General features: G+C 54.7%; 14 protein-coding genes. 5 read left to right on the top strand and 9 right to left on the bottom strand.

The window, feature by feature from the left end; genetic code table 11:
* The first annotated feature begins 97 nt into the window (after nucleotides 1–97).
* On the top strand, nucleotides 98–610 hold the full coding sequence (locus tag KGP26_RS08895) for a DUF523 domain-containing protein (protein ID WP_094982973.1): 513 nt from the start codon (nucleotides 98–100) through the stop codon (nucleotides 608–610).
* Here KGP26_RS08895 and KGP26_RS08890 read toward each other — a convergent pair.
* Nucleotides 581–1,003 carry an NUDIX hydrolase gene (locus tag KGP26_RS08890; RefSeq protein ID WP_094982974.1) on the bottom strand — a complete coding sequence of 141 codons (423 nt, stop codon included), beginning with the start codon at nucleotides 1,001–1,003 and terminating at the stop codon, nucleotides 581–583. The genes KGP26_RS08895 and KGP26_RS08890 overlap by 30 nt on opposite strands.
* Before the next feature lie 94 nt (nucleotides 1,004–1,097).
* Here KGP26_RS08890 and sseA point away from each other — a divergent pair, with 94 nt between their 5' ends.
* A complete protein-coding gene (sseA, locus tag KGP26_RS08885; protein WP_021805162.1) occupies nucleotides 1,098–1,958 on the top strand; it encodes a 3-mercaptopyruvate sulfurtransferase in 861 nt (286 codons plus the stop codon).
* A gap of 13 nt (nucleotides 1,959–1,971) precedes the next feature.
* Nucleotides 1,972–2,484 carry a GNAT family N-acetyltransferase gene (locus KGP26_RS08880; protein ID WP_037375098.1) on the top strand — a complete coding sequence of 171 codons (513 nt, stop codon included), beginning with the start codon at nucleotides 1,972–1,974 and terminating at the stop codon, nucleotides 2,482–2,484.
* On the opposite strand, the gene KGP26_RS08875 is transcribed toward KGP26_RS08880, so the two are convergent.
* From KGP26_RS08875 to KGP26_RS08840, 8 genes are all read right to left on the bottom strand, one after another.
* A complete protein-coding gene (locus tag KGP26_RS08875) occupies nucleotides 2,479–3,417 on the bottom strand; it encodes a cation diffusion facilitator family transporter (protein WP_021805164.1) in 939 nt (312 codons plus the stop codon). The genes KGP26_RS08880 and KGP26_RS08875 overlap by 6 nt on opposite strands.
* 136 nt (nucleotides 3,418–3,553) lie before the next feature.
* Nucleotides 3,554–4,018 carry a DUF1456 family protein gene (locus tag KGP26_RS08870; protein ID WP_021180467.1) on the bottom strand — a complete coding sequence of 155 codons (465 nt, stop codon included), beginning with the start codon at nucleotides 4,016–4,018 and terminating at the stop codon, nucleotides 3,554–3,556.
* A 130-nt stretch (nucleotides 4,019–4,148) separates the two neighbouring features.
* Complete coding sequence (phnE, locus tag KGP26_RS08865) at nucleotides 4,149–5,036, bottom strand: phosphonate ABC transporter, permease protein PhnE (protein WP_223665295.1); 888 nt, start codon at nucleotides 5,034–5,036, stop codon at nucleotides 4,149–4,151.
* Complete coding sequence (gene phnE / locus KGP26_RS08860; RefSeq protein WP_223665294.1) at nucleotides 5,036–5,899, bottom strand: phosphonate ABC transporter, permease protein PhnE; 864 nt, start codon at nucleotides 5,897–5,899, stop codon at nucleotides 5,036–5,038. The genes phnE (KGP26_RS08865) and phnE (KGP26_RS08860) overlap by 1 nt, the downstream gene beginning before the upstream one ends.
* A gap of 99 nt (nucleotides 5,900–5,998) precedes the next feature.
* Nucleotides 5,999–6,931 carry a phosphonate ABC transporter substrate-binding protein gene (gene phnD / locus KGP26_RS08855; RefSeq protein ID WP_021805167.1) on the bottom strand — a complete coding sequence of 311 codons (933 nt, stop codon included), beginning with the start codon at nucleotides 6,929–6,931 and terminating at the stop codon, nucleotides 5,999–6,001.
* A gap of 37 nt (nucleotides 6,932–6,968) precedes the next feature.
* Nucleotides 6,969–7,802, bottom strand: a complete 834-nt coding sequence (phnC, locus tag KGP26_RS08850; RefSeq protein WP_021805168.1) for a phosphonate ABC transporter ATP-binding protein — start codon at nucleotides 7,800–7,802, stop codon at nucleotides 6,969–6,971.
* A 168-nt stretch (nucleotides 7,803–7,970) separates the two neighbouring features.
* A complete protein-coding gene (locus tag KGP26_RS08845; protein ID WP_021805169.1) occupies nucleotides 7,971–9,428 on the bottom strand; it encodes a tagaturonate reductase in 1,458 nt (485 codons plus the stop codon).
* 70 nt (nucleotides 9,429–9,498) lie between these two features.
* On the bottom strand, nucleotides 9,499–10,524 hold the full coding sequence (locus KGP26_RS08840; protein ID WP_209555410.1) for a zinc-binding alcohol dehydrogenase family protein: 1,026 nt from the start codon (nucleotides 10,522–10,524) through the stop codon (nucleotides 9,499–9,501).
* Between the two features lie 149 nt (nucleotides 10,525–10,673).
* Here KGP26_RS08840 and KGP26_RS08835 point away from each other — a divergent pair, with 149 nt between their 5' ends.
* Complete coding sequence (locus KGP26_RS08835) at nucleotides 10,674–11,579, top strand: GntR family transcriptional regulator (RefSeq protein ID WP_021805171.1); 906 nt, start codon at nucleotides 10,674–10,676, stop codon at nucleotides 11,577–11,579.
* 210 nt (nucleotides 11,580–11,789) lie between these two features.
* Nucleotides 11,790–13,148, top strand: coding sequence for an MFS transporter (locus KGP26_RS08830; RefSeq protein ID WP_037375099.1), 1,359 nt, complete (start codon nucleotides 11,790–11,792; stop codon nucleotides 13,146–13,148).
* Nucleotides 13,149–13,163: the final 15 nt, after the last annotated feature.

The raw sequence follows: 13,163 nt of genomic DNA, 5'->3' as shown, positions 1-13,163 counted from the left end.
AAGGTACGGCTGGCATAATGCTAAACCCCGCTGCTATTATAAAGCCGAGCGTGTGGCCTTGATGCCACACTTTCGCCCCCTCAACAGAAGACTCCTCATGCCGCCGAAAATCTTGCTCAGTGCCTGCCTGGCCGGTTTCAACGTCCGTTATAACGCCTCCAGCAAAACCGTTATCGATACCACCTTACAGCAGTGGCAAAAGGAGGGACGATTAGTGGTGTGCTGCCCCGAATTGGCCGCAGGTTTCTCTACGCCGCGCCCACCAGCAGAGATTGCGGCCGCAGCTAATGGTGCTGAAGTGATAGCCAACCGGGCCAGAGTGATCGACGCGCAAGGGAACGACGTTACCGACCAGTATCTACTGGGTGCCCATCTGGCGCTGGATACCGCTCGCCTGCATGGCTGCCGCTTTGCCCTGCTGAGCGATCGCAGCCCTTCCTGCGGGAGCCAGACCATCTACAACGGCGCATTCAACGGCCAAACCCAGCCCGGTCGCGGCGTCACCGCTGAGCTGCTACGCCAACATGGCATCGAAGTATTTTCCGAGCATCAGGTCGACGCGTTGATCGAGCGTGTCCGGCTAGTCGAGCTGGGCCAGACGATCCGCTAACCGCTGACGCAGATGGGCAATGCCCTGCGGGTGCCGTACAAATTCATCCGCAGGCATCATTTGCCAGCACTGCCCCTCATTACCGAAGCGGATCGCCGCAATCTGTGCGAGGGTGATTTCCCCCACCATAAACCAGGTAGGCGGCGAGCCAGGCATGATCCCGGCGTAACGCTGCTGCCAGACAATTTGCCGTGCGGACAATAGAATGCCGAACTCCTCCTCGGTTTCCCGTTGCACACATTGCATCGGGGTTTCATCCCCTTCACGTCCGCCGCCGGGCAAGTCCCAGCAGCCGGGCCAGGGGATTGCCGGGTTGTCATCGCGCAGGTAAACCAGCACCTGGCCGCCGTACAGCAAGGCGATTTTCGCCCCGCCAAAGTCTTGGTCAATCATCTGCCCTGCCCCCTTTCAAACCGCAGCATACCAATATGCAAGATCGTTGAGGTATAGTGAAAACCTTCTTTGTCCTGACAGGCGAACAATAATCATGAACTCTGCTTTTTTAGTGACCGCGCAATGGCTTGAGCAACATATCAACGATGAGAATCTGACGCTGGTTGACGTGCGTATGGCGCCTGTCGGCCAGGTGCCGAAGCAAGACATGTTGGCCGAATTTGAGCGGGGCCATATTCCCGGTGCGGTGTATTTCGATATTGACGACGTCGCGGATAAAAATACGACGCTGCCGCATATGCTACCCACGGCAGAAGCCTTTGCCGCCGCCGTAGGTAAACTGGGCATTAATGACCAACAGACCATCGTTTTCTATGATGGAGGCAATCAGTTCTCTGCCCCACGCGGTTGGTGGACGTTCCGTAATTTCGGCGCGCAGAACGTATTCGTGCTTGATGAAGGTTTGCAGGGTTGGACATCACGCGGTAACGCCTTGGAGACCGGCCCTGCGCAGCCTACTCCTGCCACCTTCCGCGCGCACTTTAATGCCGAAGCGGTGGTGGATATGCAGCAGGTGGAACAAGCGATGAACGACCAACGGCAGATCCTCGATGCCCGTGCCGCACCGCGTTTCTATGCCCAAGCCCCGGAACCGCGCCCAGGCCTGCACCGTGGCCATATTCCGGGCAGCATCAATATTCCGTATGGCGATCTGCTGGAGAACGGACGTTTCAAATCACTCGAGGCGCTGAAAAAAACCTTCGATGAAAAAGGGGTCGATATCGACGCGCCCACCATCGTCAGCTGTGGTTCTGGCGTCACCGCCGCCGTACTAGCCTTTGGCCTGCAATCACTGGGCGCCAAGCAGGTGAAACTCTATGACGGTGCCTGGAGCGAATGGGGTGCGCTGAGCGGCAAGCAGCCGATCGCCCAAGATGAGTCAACTAACCACTAACAGAGAGGCTGTCGTGTTCAGGATCCGTCAAGCGTTGCCCGCTGACTTAGCAACCGTGAGGGAAATCGGGATTGCCAGCTACCTTGCTCACTTTGCCGAACTTTGGCAAAACCAGCAGGAGTTGCAGGCGTTTCTGTCCAAGGATTTTGCCGAACAAGCGTTGGAGCCCTCATTGCAGGACCGCGATACTTGCTGGCTGCTTGCCTATGAAGGGGAAACACCGGTAGGCTTTGCCAAGCTTAATTTCGACAGCATGCAGGCTGCGACCGCAACCCTCGGGGCCGAGCTGCAGAAGATTTATTTCCTGCCGCAGTTTGCCGGACGCGGCTATGGGGAGCAGCTATTTGCCGAAGTACAGCGACGAGCCGTTGAGAGAGGGCAACCCATCCTGTGGCTGGACGTGCTGAAAAGCAACGTGTCTGGCCAACGCTTTTATCAGCGGCAAGGCATGACGATCGTGGGTGAGGAGAGCTATACCAGCGTCAGCCAATCCGTGGCCATGTGGGTGATGGCAAAAAACCTATAGCCACTTGGCGTTATGGGTAAAGGAGATAGTCAGCCAGCGGTGCGGGCTATCTTCACCAATAGCGTCGGCTATCTGGTCACGGATTTTATCCAGCTTGTGTACGCCGCTGTGTTCCATCTCGGGCGGGATCACGATGTGGATCTCAATAAACAGCCCACGGCCAACGCGGGTGGCGTAATTGGAATAATCCAGGAAGCCATACTCCAGCGTCAGCTGCGCCATGATGGATTCCACCTTGGCATCCAGGTTGTCCGGCGTCATCTGCAATACCTCCTGAATGGCAGATTTTACCGTTTTGATCGGCACCGGGATCAAGACCAGCGTCAACAGTGCCAGCGCGACAGGGTCGGCATAGACGTTGAGGTATTCATAACGGGTGCCTTCCATTAGCCAGGAAAGAATAAAAGCCACTAATAACGCCGAACTGATGCAGGCCGACATCAGCCAGCTTTTGTTATCCAGCGCGATCAGTTCCGATTTAACCTGCTTATTCAGCCGGGTTTGCTTAACGTAGAGGGTAAAGCAGAAAAGGCTGACGGTAACGGCATAGACAATCGCCCAGCCCAGCTCGAGTTCGCGCCCTCCGTCGGCAATGCCTTTGACAGCGTTCACAAAGGCATACAGACACAGCAACGTCAGTAAACTGCCGTTAAATGCCAGCACCAGCGGTTCGACATGCCAGAACCCATACTGAAAACGGCGGCTATGGGGTTGCCCCAACAGGCGAGACACCAGCAGGGATAATGAACACATGCCCGCATCCAACGCCGAGAACATGCCGTCAAACACGATCGACATGGAACCGCAGACAATCCCAAACACGATCCCGGCACTGGCAATAAACAGCGTGCAGAAGATCGACCTGCGCAGTATTTTTTGTTCTATTGCCGTGCTGGTTAACACCGGCGGCAACGTGGTGGGTGCTGTCGTCATAATTCCCTTATTTCAGTCGGAAAGTTCGGGCATGTTCTACCGCCAGGCGGCATCGTACTGAGTATGATCGACAAATGCAGGGGGCACAAAAAAAAAGCGCCCTCAATGAGGACGCCTGATGTCGTGATACGCAGGATTATGCGCCGCGTATGCGCTGGGTCAGCCCTTTCAGGAAGTAGCGCAGCATCTGATCGCCACATGGGCGATAGTTTTTGGTGCCTTCTTTGCGGAACAGCGCGCTCAGCTCAGGCTTGGAGATACGGAATTCCACCGCGGTAAAAATCTGGTGCAGATCGACATCTTTCAGTTCAAACGCCACACGCAGCTTTTTCAGCACCAGGTTGTTGGTGATCGGCAGCTCTACCGCCGGTGCCGGGAATTTATCGTCTTTGCCACGCTTGAAGAACACCAGGCCATTGAGGAAATGGGCCATCACTTCGTCGGGGCAGTTGGCAAAACCCGGCTCGCCTTCCTTGATCATGTAGGTCCCCATGGCTGCGACATCGACGTCAAAACCGTCCAGCTTGACGATCTCTACCATCTTCGCGTCATTAATAGCCAGCATGTAGCGCACGCTGCGCAGCACATCATTGTTAATCATGGAATAGCCTTTCGCTTGTCAATCAGGAGAGGCGTGCAGCGCTGCACACCTTGCATGGCGGCAGTATAGGGATCCGGCGGGGGTTTCTCAATGGAATTTCCACGGGCAAACCAGGGTTTACCCGCAGAGGTTAATGATTTTTCGGGTAAAGCGGAATTTCTTCGCCAACGATATATTTGTTACGTAGCATGGCAGAGATCTTGTCCATCAGCATCACGATCATCACCAGGATCAGGGTGATAAACATCACAACGTCCCAGTTCCACAGCCGCATGTTCTCGGCATAGACCAGGCCGATCCCCCCTGCCCCAACAAAACCTAGCACCGCCGCCGAACGGGTATTGGACTCAATCTGATACAGGCTCAGCGCCAGAAAGGCCGGGAAGGATTGAGTGAAAATGCCGTAACGGTGTTTTTGCAGCCCATTGGCACCCACCGCCGTCAGCCCACGGCTTGGGGATTTATCCACCGCTTCGTGGCCTTCGGCATACAGTTTGCCAAGCAGGCCGATATCCTGCATTACGATGGCCAGCACCCCGGCCAGCGGCCCCATACCGACGGCACGCACGAAAATCAGACCCCAGATGGCCATATCGATGCCCCGCAGAATATCCAGCAGACGGCGTACCAGCGTCGCAATTGGCCGTAGAACAGGCGAGGACATCACGTTGCGCGCGGCAAGAAACGACAGCGGTAAAGCCAGCAGCGTTGCCGTAATGGTGCCAGCAAACACGATCGCCAGGGTGATAAAGATCTGTTGGAAATAATAGCCAAACGGCCAGTTGGCAAAGTCGTGCCAGACAAACATGCGCATAAAGTAGCGGCTAATCTGTTGGCAACCGTTGGCAAACTGCGGCCAGGAAATGCCAAACACCAGGAAGAAGAAAACGTAATACAACACAATCGCTACGGTAATCATGCCGAGGGTGCGTAGATAGCGCCCTTGGCGTGAGAAGATTTCCGGGTTCTGCTGCTTGAGCTGCTGCAAATTGGTGGTAGAGATCGGCTGAACGGACATTAGGCTTTCCCCTCGACAACGCGTTTACGTAATTCACCGGAGGCGTAATCCAGCAGCGAGACCACCACGATAATCAGCAGCAGCGTCATGCTGACCTGATCGTAACGGTCGAGTTTGATATTGGTCATCAGTTCCTGACCTATTCCGCCCGCCCCGACCAGGCCGAGGATGGTTGACTGGCGAAAGTTGATTTCCAGCCGCATAAAGCTGTAGGACAGGAAGATCGGTTTGACCTGCGGCCACAGGCCGAAACGCATGCGCTGTAACGGCGTGGCCCCACAGGCGGCCAGCCCGCGCACCGGCTTGTTGGAGGCGGTTTCGATCGATTCATAAAACAGCTTGGTCAGGCTGCCGATGGTGTGCAGCGCCAGCGCCATAAAACCGGGAATGGCACCGATGCCAAACGCCATCACAAACATCACCGCCCAGGCCAGCTCCGGCATGGTGCGCAAGAACGCCACCAGCGTACGAATGGCAAAGCGCAGCGTCGCCGGGCTGTGGGTATTATTGGCCGCCAGAAAGGCCAGCCCGCCCGCCACCAGCACGGAGAGGATGGTGGCCGCCAGCGCCAGCTGTAAGGTTTCCCAAATCAGCGGTAATTGGATATGCAACCGGTAGCCCCAATAGGCGAAGGAGCCTTCGGTATGGCCGTCGGCGAACAGCAGCGGCCAGTGCAGTACCGGGATGGTTTCTGCCAGATAGTCAAAGAAATGGGGGATCGACATCCAGACGGTATGCAGGTTGAACTCGGCAATATTGCCTGCGCCAAGATAAAGCGCTACCAGCCCGAGCGACCAGAGCAAGGTTTCACGCTTCTGCTTACTGCGGATCCGTTGGTAGTAGTGTGCGAAGTCTCTATTCAAAATCGCTTCCAATATTTTATGGCTGGATAAATAGGCCCCTCACCCCAACCCTCTCCCACAGGGAGAGGGTTGGGGTGAGGGGCCGGGAAGCAAGCCGCCTTAGCGGTCGCCCTTGGTCAGCTCACGCTTCATATCGATAATGGTCTGGTATTCCGCCAGCTTGACGTCGCCAATGTGCTGCTTGCCGCCCATCGCCTTGATAAAGCACTGATGGTTGTCGGTATCCAGCTTCTTGATGGCGGTAACCACCTTGGCTTTGAAATCCGCAGGCAGGGAGTTGCTCACCAGGATCGGGCCATTCGGGATCAGCGGCGACTGCCAGATAATGCGGATCTGCTTCATCAAATCCGGATGATCCATACGGATCATGCGGTTGAAGGCTCCGCTGGTATAGCCGGTGTTGTAATCGCCAATCATCGAGGCCCAGGTGACCGCACCTTCAAACTGGCCGTTCAACACGCCGAGTACGTCCTGCTCATGACCACCGGAGAAAGTGACGCTGGAGAAGAAGTCGTTGTATTTGTTATCCGGCGTGCCGCCAAACTGCTTCTTGAACACCTGGTTTGGCACCAGGAAACCGGAGGTCGAATCCGGATCCGCAAAGCCGAAGGATTTCCCTTTCAGGTCTTCCAGCTTTTTGTAAGGGCTGTCGGCTTTCACCACCACCACCGAGTGATATCCGCGTGACTGATCGGTATCATCCACCGCGATCCCCACCAGATCGACGGCCTTGGGATCCTTGATATACACCGAAGCAAACGACGACGGCGACATGCTCAACACCAGATCGATCTTGCCCCCGAGCAGGCCCTGGATCACGCCAGAGTAGTCGGAAGAGTTACGCAGCTTGGTGTCAACGTTCAGCTCTTTATCGAGAAAATCTTTCACACACTGGTTATCGCCAATCTGTTGAGTGGCGTTCTGCCCACCCAGGATCCCCAGGTTCAACTCTTTCGGCGCATCCGCTGCACCTGCATTAAATACCATCATTACGCCGGCCATCATGGTGGTCAGTGTGAATACTTTTTTCATTGCGCATGCCCTGTGTGTAAAGGTGACGTTCAAGTGATTAATGGATCTGATTGGCTTCTTCGCCATACAGTTGCTGCAAAATACGTTCGTTAAGCTGCGACGGGTGGCCGTCGAAAATGATTTTGCCCTGGGCGATACCAATCACCCGGGTGCAGTATTCCCTCACCAGTTCGACCGAGTGCAGGTTCACCATCACCGCGATATCGTTCTCGCTGACTTTCTGTAGCGCATCCATAATGCGGCGGGTGTTTTTCGGATCGAGCGAGGCGACCGGCTCATCGGCCAGCAGAATTTTGGGGTTTTGCATCAGCGCACGGCAGATGGCGACACGCTGCATTTGCCCACCGGACAGGTTCTCGGCACGTTGCAGCGCATGCGGCAGCATATTCAGCCATTGCAGCAGCTCGATTGCCCGCGCACGGTCAGCATCATCGAACACTTTGAAGAAGGATTTCAGCGTCGAGGTGTGGCTGAGGCGGCCTAGCAGCACGTTGGTGATCACATCCAACCGGGGGACCAGGCAAAAATCCTGGAAGATCATGCCACAGCGGGCGCGCCACTGGCGCATCTGGCGGGCCGAGAGTTGTGCGATATCCTGTGCCACCCCATCGTCCTCAAAATGCAGCATCTCGCCGCAGCTGGAAGGGATGGTGCCGTTAAGCGTATGCAACAGGGTAGATTTACCGGCCCCGGAGCGGCCAATCACTGCCACAAACTCCCCTGCGTGCAGATCAAAATTGATGTCGTCGAGGACACGTTGTTGAGATTGGTAAGCCTTACCCAAGCCTTTTACCGCCAATACCTTGCGTAACGGGATGGGTTGCTGCCCTGGATAGTCGGTCGGTGCCAGTTTTAACAGTGCCTGCGCCATATGATTTCTCTGATTTCAGTGGCTAATCTTATGGGCACCTATTAACGAATAACTGTATGACACGCAGATGATGGTTTTATGGCCGGGAAATGACGTTCAACGCCATTTCCCGTGATTCGCAGGATTAAAATAAGCGGGTACTCGCTTCTACTGCGAGCCGATTAATTTTTATCGGCGTTCTACTTCGCTCAATGCCGCACGCATCCCGTGGTCAAGAATGGCTTGCAAATCGGTGGTCACGGCAACAGTCAGCCCAGGAACGGCGTTGAGATTTTGCCCCCAGTGCGCCTCATCGGCCAGCACGTTTTCTACCAACGCCGCGAGCGTCATATCGTGATGTTCTACTCCAGCCCACAACGTTGCGAACCTCGTCAGCCAATGGGCATCATCCTGTAATGCATAGCTACCCGCCTGTCGTTCGCCACGATAGAAGGCCAACAACGCGGCCAAGGCAAAGGTCAGTCGTTTCGGCAGCGCGGCATTTTTCTGTTGGCCTGCCAGTAACTGCGGCAAAATACGCGTGCGGAATTTGGTCATGCCGTTCAGCGCAATCGACAGCAACTGGTGCTGAATAAACGGGTTACGGAAACGGTTCTGTACCGCTTCGGCAAATGGCCGTAACTCTTCCTGCGGCAGATCGAGCACCGGCATAATCTCTTCGGCAATGGTGCGTGCCACATAGCCGCCGATCTGCTCGTCGCTCATGGCCTCGCCCACGGTATTCAAACCGGCCAGGAACGCCACCGGCACCAGCGCCGTATGTGCCCCGTTAAGGATCGCTACCTTGCGTTCTTTATAAGGTTTGATGTCATCGACGATGTGGACATTCAGATCCAACTTATCCAGATGCAGCTCTTGCGCCAGCCACTGTGGGCCCTGGATCACAAACAGATAGAAATGTTCCGCCGTGTCGAGGAAGCTATCTTGATATCCCAACTGCCGTTGCCACTGTTCTACTTCATCGCGTGGGTAGCCCGTGACGATACGATCGACCAGCGTTGAGCAGAAGGTGTTGCAATCGTTCAGCCAATCGGTAAAGGCCTGCGGTAACTGCCATTGCTGCGCGTAGCGCAATACGTACTCTTTCAGCGCTTCGCCGTTGTAGTCGATCAGCTCACACGGCAGCAATACCCAGCCCTTGTCTGTAGCACCGTCAAAATGCCTGAAACGCTCAAACAGCAGCCGTGTCAGCTTGGCCGGGAAACTGGCAGCAGGAGCGTCGGTGAACTTATCGTCCGGTAAATAACCGATCCCCGCTTCGGTGGTGTTGGAGAATATGAAGCGGATCGCCGGATCCCGAGCCAACGCCAGATAGCTGTCGTACTGGTGGTAAACGTTGATTTCCCGATTGACCGAGCGGATCAGGCGCGGCTCGCAAACCGCCTCCCCCTGCTCGTTCAACCCACGGATAATGGTGGTGTAAAGGCCATCCTGAGTATTGAGCGAAGGTGGCTGCTGGCTGTCGATTGGCCGCACCACCACCACGCCGGCATTCAGCCCGGTATGCTGGTTTAGCAGGTCGATTTGCCAATCGACAAAGGCGCGCAGGAAATTACCTTCACCAAACTGGATAATGCGATCGGGATATTGCGCACCAGGAAATTCACTACGATTGAGTTGTTTCATTATTGTTCCTTGCATCCGGCGATCCCCCAGGCTGCATATTACTCTCGGCAAGATCTGGGGAGTCATCGAGTTAGTTAAAATGAATCACGCCTTTAATCAGCTGTTTATTATTAATGACTTCCGCTTCATAAATATCTGCCAGCGTGGAAAACTCGAATTGATGGGAAAGCATCATCCCGGCAGTGATTTTTCCGGCGGCCATTAAGCGCCCAACCTTGATAAAGTCTTCTTTGGTGGCATTGCGGCTCCCCATCATGGTGGTTTCCTTTTTATGGAATTCCGGATCGGAGAACTGCAGATCGCCCTTGAACAGGCCGACAAACGTAATGCTGCCGCCATGGCGGATCAGGTTGACGCTATGGTTCATCGCATGCTGATTGCCGGTGGCATCAATGATTTTTGCCGCCAGCATGCCGGAGAATTGGGCTCTTAAGGCAGAGTCAAACCCGGCGTCTGACGGATCTAACGTGGTTAGCCCAAGCATGTTTTCCACATGGCTTCGGCGCTCTGCGCTGGTATCGGCCACGATCACGGTTGCCCCGTCCGCCTTGGCGATAGCCGCAACCCCCAGGCCAATCGGCCCTGCTCCTACCACCAATAGATGATCGCCCTGCTCGATGGCCGCTCGGCGTACGGCGTGAGCACTGATGGAGAATGGTTCAATCAGCGCCGCCGCTTGGGGCTCAACATCATCCACGGCCAGCAGGTTGTTCACCGGCACGCTTAAAAACTCGCTAAAGCCGCCGTCTTGATGCACGCCAATCACCGAGATATTTTCACAGCAATTGGGCCTGCCGCTGGTGCATGCTCCGCAGTGATGACAGGAGACATAAGGGATCACCGCCACACGCTGGCCGACGCGCAATTCACCAACCTGGCTACCGACGCTGACAATCTCGCCGCATATTTCATGCCCCAGCACCCGCGGGTAGCTGAAGAACGGTTGTTGACCAGACCAGGCGTGGATATCGGTACCGCAAATGCCTACCGTCAGTATTTTGAGCACCGCTTCATCCGGCGCAGGCTGCGGTATCGGCCTTTGTTGGTAAACCAGCCGGGTCGGCTCCAGACAAACTAGCGTATTCATTGTGGTCATAATCCCTCCTCCTGTGATGTGGCGCTGTTATCCCGCAAAAAGAACAGGTGCATTGCGCTGATGAGGAGAATTTGTGAGTCAGCACAAATTAAACCGGTTTAAATGGGTTTTAAATACTTAAAAAACATCTAAACCCACAGAGGGATCTCATGAGCAGAACGCAAAACCTCCGCCAGAACGTGGTTAATCAGATGATCGACGGCATCATCAAAGGGCATATCCGCTCACCGCTGCCTTCCCAGGCGGGGCTGGCAGAAATGTATAACATCAGTCGCACCACAGTGCGCCACACGCTAACGCATTTGCATCAACGTGGGGTTCTGGAGAAGGTCAAGGATGATTATGTGATCCTGCGTATGCCGCTGGCAGAAGACGGCTTTGAATGCATGAGCCACTCGTTGGACGAGCAAGGCAAGCTGTTTGAGAAAGCGTTCTATCAGATGATTAACCAAAAGCAACTGCGTGCGGGGGATTCATTCACCGAATTGCAGCTTTCACGCGCGGTTAACGTCAGCCCGGTAGTGGTGCGGGAATTCCTGCTGCGCTTCAGCCGCTTTGACCTTATCGACAACGTACGCCGCGGCCAATGGAGCATGAAAAAGTTTGATCAGAACTATGCCGAGCAGTTGTTTGAACTCCGCCAAATGCTGGAAACCCACGCGCTATCACGCTTTATCAACCTGCCCGCACAGGATAGCCGTTGGTTGCAGGCCAAGGAGTTGTTGAACCGTCATCGCGAGTTGCGCGACACCATCAGCGACAATTATCGGCTGTTCTCTCAGCTGGATCGTGACTTTCATACCCTGATCCTGTCGGCCGCCAACAATCCGTTTTTCAATCAGTCGCTGGAAATCATATCGGTGATCTTTCACTTCCACTATCAATGGGATGAAACCGACCTGAAGCAAAGAAATATTATTGCAATTGAAGAGCATATGGCCATTTTAAGCGCCCTGATCTGCCGCAGCGATCAGGAGGCCGCCCGTGAGCTGCACCGCCATCTTGATACTGCCAAACAGTCGATGATCCGTTCCATCAAACAGGATGCCTGCTGATTTTTATTGATAAAAAACCGATGAAAACGGGATTTAAAACCGATTAAAAACAGCAAAATCGTAACCGCCGCACGGAACCGGTTAAAAAAAGCACCATGAGACATTTTCGCCGCCTAGGCTCATTGCCGAAAGACATACCGTTGTTAACACCGAACCAGGGCCATGCCCCGGAAGAATAATTAATATAAATACGGAATATAGAGGCGAGTGATGGAAAAGATAACCACCGTGAGCACTGGGAAAGAACCGGCGGACAGCTATTCAGATAGTATTAATCCTATACCTAAAGGCGGCATAGCGGAGCGCTCTGCAAAAATTAAAAAAATCCAGACTACGGCAATGATCCTGTTATTTTTTGCTGCCGTGATTAATTTTCTCGATCGCAGTTCGCTGTCCGTTGCCAACTCCACCATTCGTGAAGAAATGGGGTTGAGCGGTACCGAGATCGGCCTGCTACTTTCCGCCTTTTCGCTGGCCTATGGGATTGCTCAATTACCCTGTGGACCGCTGCTGGATCGCAAAGGTCCGCGTATCATGCTGGGTCTGGGAATGTTTATCTGGTCTGCGTTCCAGACGATGTCGGGCATGATCCACAACTTTACCCAGTTTATCTGGGTGCGTATCGGCCTGGGGATCGGCGAAGCGCCAATGAACCCTTGCGGCGTGAAAGTCATCAACGATTGGTTCAACATCAAAGATCGCGGCATGCCGATGGGGATCTTTAACTCGGCCTCCACCATCGGGTTAGCCATCAGCCCACCCATCCTCACCGCCATGATGCTCGTGTTAGGCTGGCGCGGGATGTTCATCACCATTGGTTTACTGGGCATTGCCTTGTCCATTGGCTGGTACATGCTGTATCGCAACCGTGAAGACATCAAACTCACCGAGCAGGAGCAAAGCTATCTCAACGCCGGTAGCGTGAGCGCGCGCCGTGAACCAATGAACTTCAAAGAGTGGCGATCGCTGTTCAAGAACCGCACCATGTGGGGAATGATGATCGGCTTTAGCGGCATCAACTACACCGCCTGGCTGTATCTGGCCTGGCTGCCGGGCTACCTGCAGACCACCTACCATCTGGATTTGAAAAGTACCGGTATGTTGGCGGCAATCCCGTTCCTGTTTGGTGCGGCGGGCATGCTGTCAAACGGCTTTGTCACCGACTTCCTGGTGCGCCGGGGCATGGCTCCGCTCAAGAGCCGTAAAATCTGTATCGTCGCCGGTATGCTGCTTTCCGCTGGTTTTACCTCCGTCGTGGCACAGGCCACCACCACCTCCAGCGCGGTGGCATTAATCAGTATGGCGCTGTTCTGTATCCACTTTGCCGGTACCTCCTGCTGGGGGCTGATCCACGTGGCGGTCACGTCCCGTATGACCGCCTCGGTGGGCAGCATTCAAAACTTTGCCAGCTTTGTGTTCGCTTCGTTTGCCCCGGTGATCACCGGTTGGATCCTGGATACCACTAATTCATTCAGCCTGGCACTGACCATTTGTTCCTGCGTTACCCTGATCGGGGCGCTGTCTTACGTGTTTATCGTCAAACACCCGATCACCGACAGCGCGGCCTGATCGTCAGACTTCCCC

The organism is Serratia sp. JSRIV002, assembly GCF_019968725.1.
Taxonomy (GTDB): domain Bacteria; phylum Pseudomonadota; class Gammaproteobacteria; order Enterobacterales; family Enterobacteriaceae; genus Chania; species Chania fonticola_B.
The sequence above is the reverse complement of the archived record's forward strand: the minus strand, read 5'-3'. Positions and strand labels throughout refer to the sequence as shown.

Bases quoted from the DNA above. Each gene is read 5' to 3' on its own strand.
- phnD (WP_021805167.1), bottom strand. From the start codon at position 6,931: ATGAAAAAAGTATTCACACTGACCACCATGATGGCCGGCGTAATGATG.
- KGP26_RS08870 (WP_021180467.1), bottom strand. From the start codon at position 4,018: ATGATTAACAATGATGTGCTGCGCAGCGTGCGCTACATGCTGGCTATT.
- KGP26_RS08875 (WP_021805164.1), bottom strand. From the start codon at position 3,417: ATGACGACAGCACCCACCACGTTGCCGCCGGTGTTAACCAGCACGGCA.
- KGP26_RS08830 (WP_037375099.1), top strand. From the start codon at position 11,790: ATGGAAAAGATAACCACCGTGAGCACTGGGAAAGAACCGGCGGACAGC.
- KGP26_RS08890 (WP_094982974.1), bottom strand. From the start codon at position 1,003: ATGATTGACCAAGACTTTGGCGGGGCGAAAATCGCCTTGCTGTACGGC.
- KGP26_RS08840 (WP_209555410.1), bottom strand. From the start codon at position 10,524: ATGACCACAATGAATACGCTAGTTTGTCTGGAGCCGACCCGGCTGGTT.
- KGP26_RS08835 (WP_021805171.1), top strand. From the start codon at position 10,674: ATGAGCAGAACGCAAAACCTCCGCCAGAACGTGGTTAATCAGATGATC.
- phnC (WP_021805168.1), bottom strand. From the start codon at position 7,802: ATGGCGCAGGCACTGTTAAAACTGGCACCGACCGACTATCCAGGGCAG.
- KGP26_RS08845 (WP_021805169.1), bottom strand. From the start codon at position 9,428: ATGAAACAACTCAATCGTAGTGAATTTCCTGGTGCGCAATATCCCGAT.
- KGP26_RS08895 (WP_094982973.1), top strand. From the start codon at position 98: ATGCCGCCGAAAATCTTGCTCAGTGCCTGCCTGGCCGGTTTCAACGTC.
- phnE (WP_223665295.1), bottom strand. From the start codon at position 5,036: ATGTCCGTTCAGCCGATCTCTACCACCAATTTGCAGCAGCTCAAGCAG.
- sseA (WP_021805162.1), top strand. From the start codon at position 1,098: ATGAACTCTGCTTTTTTAGTGACCGCGCAATGGCTTGAGCAACATATC.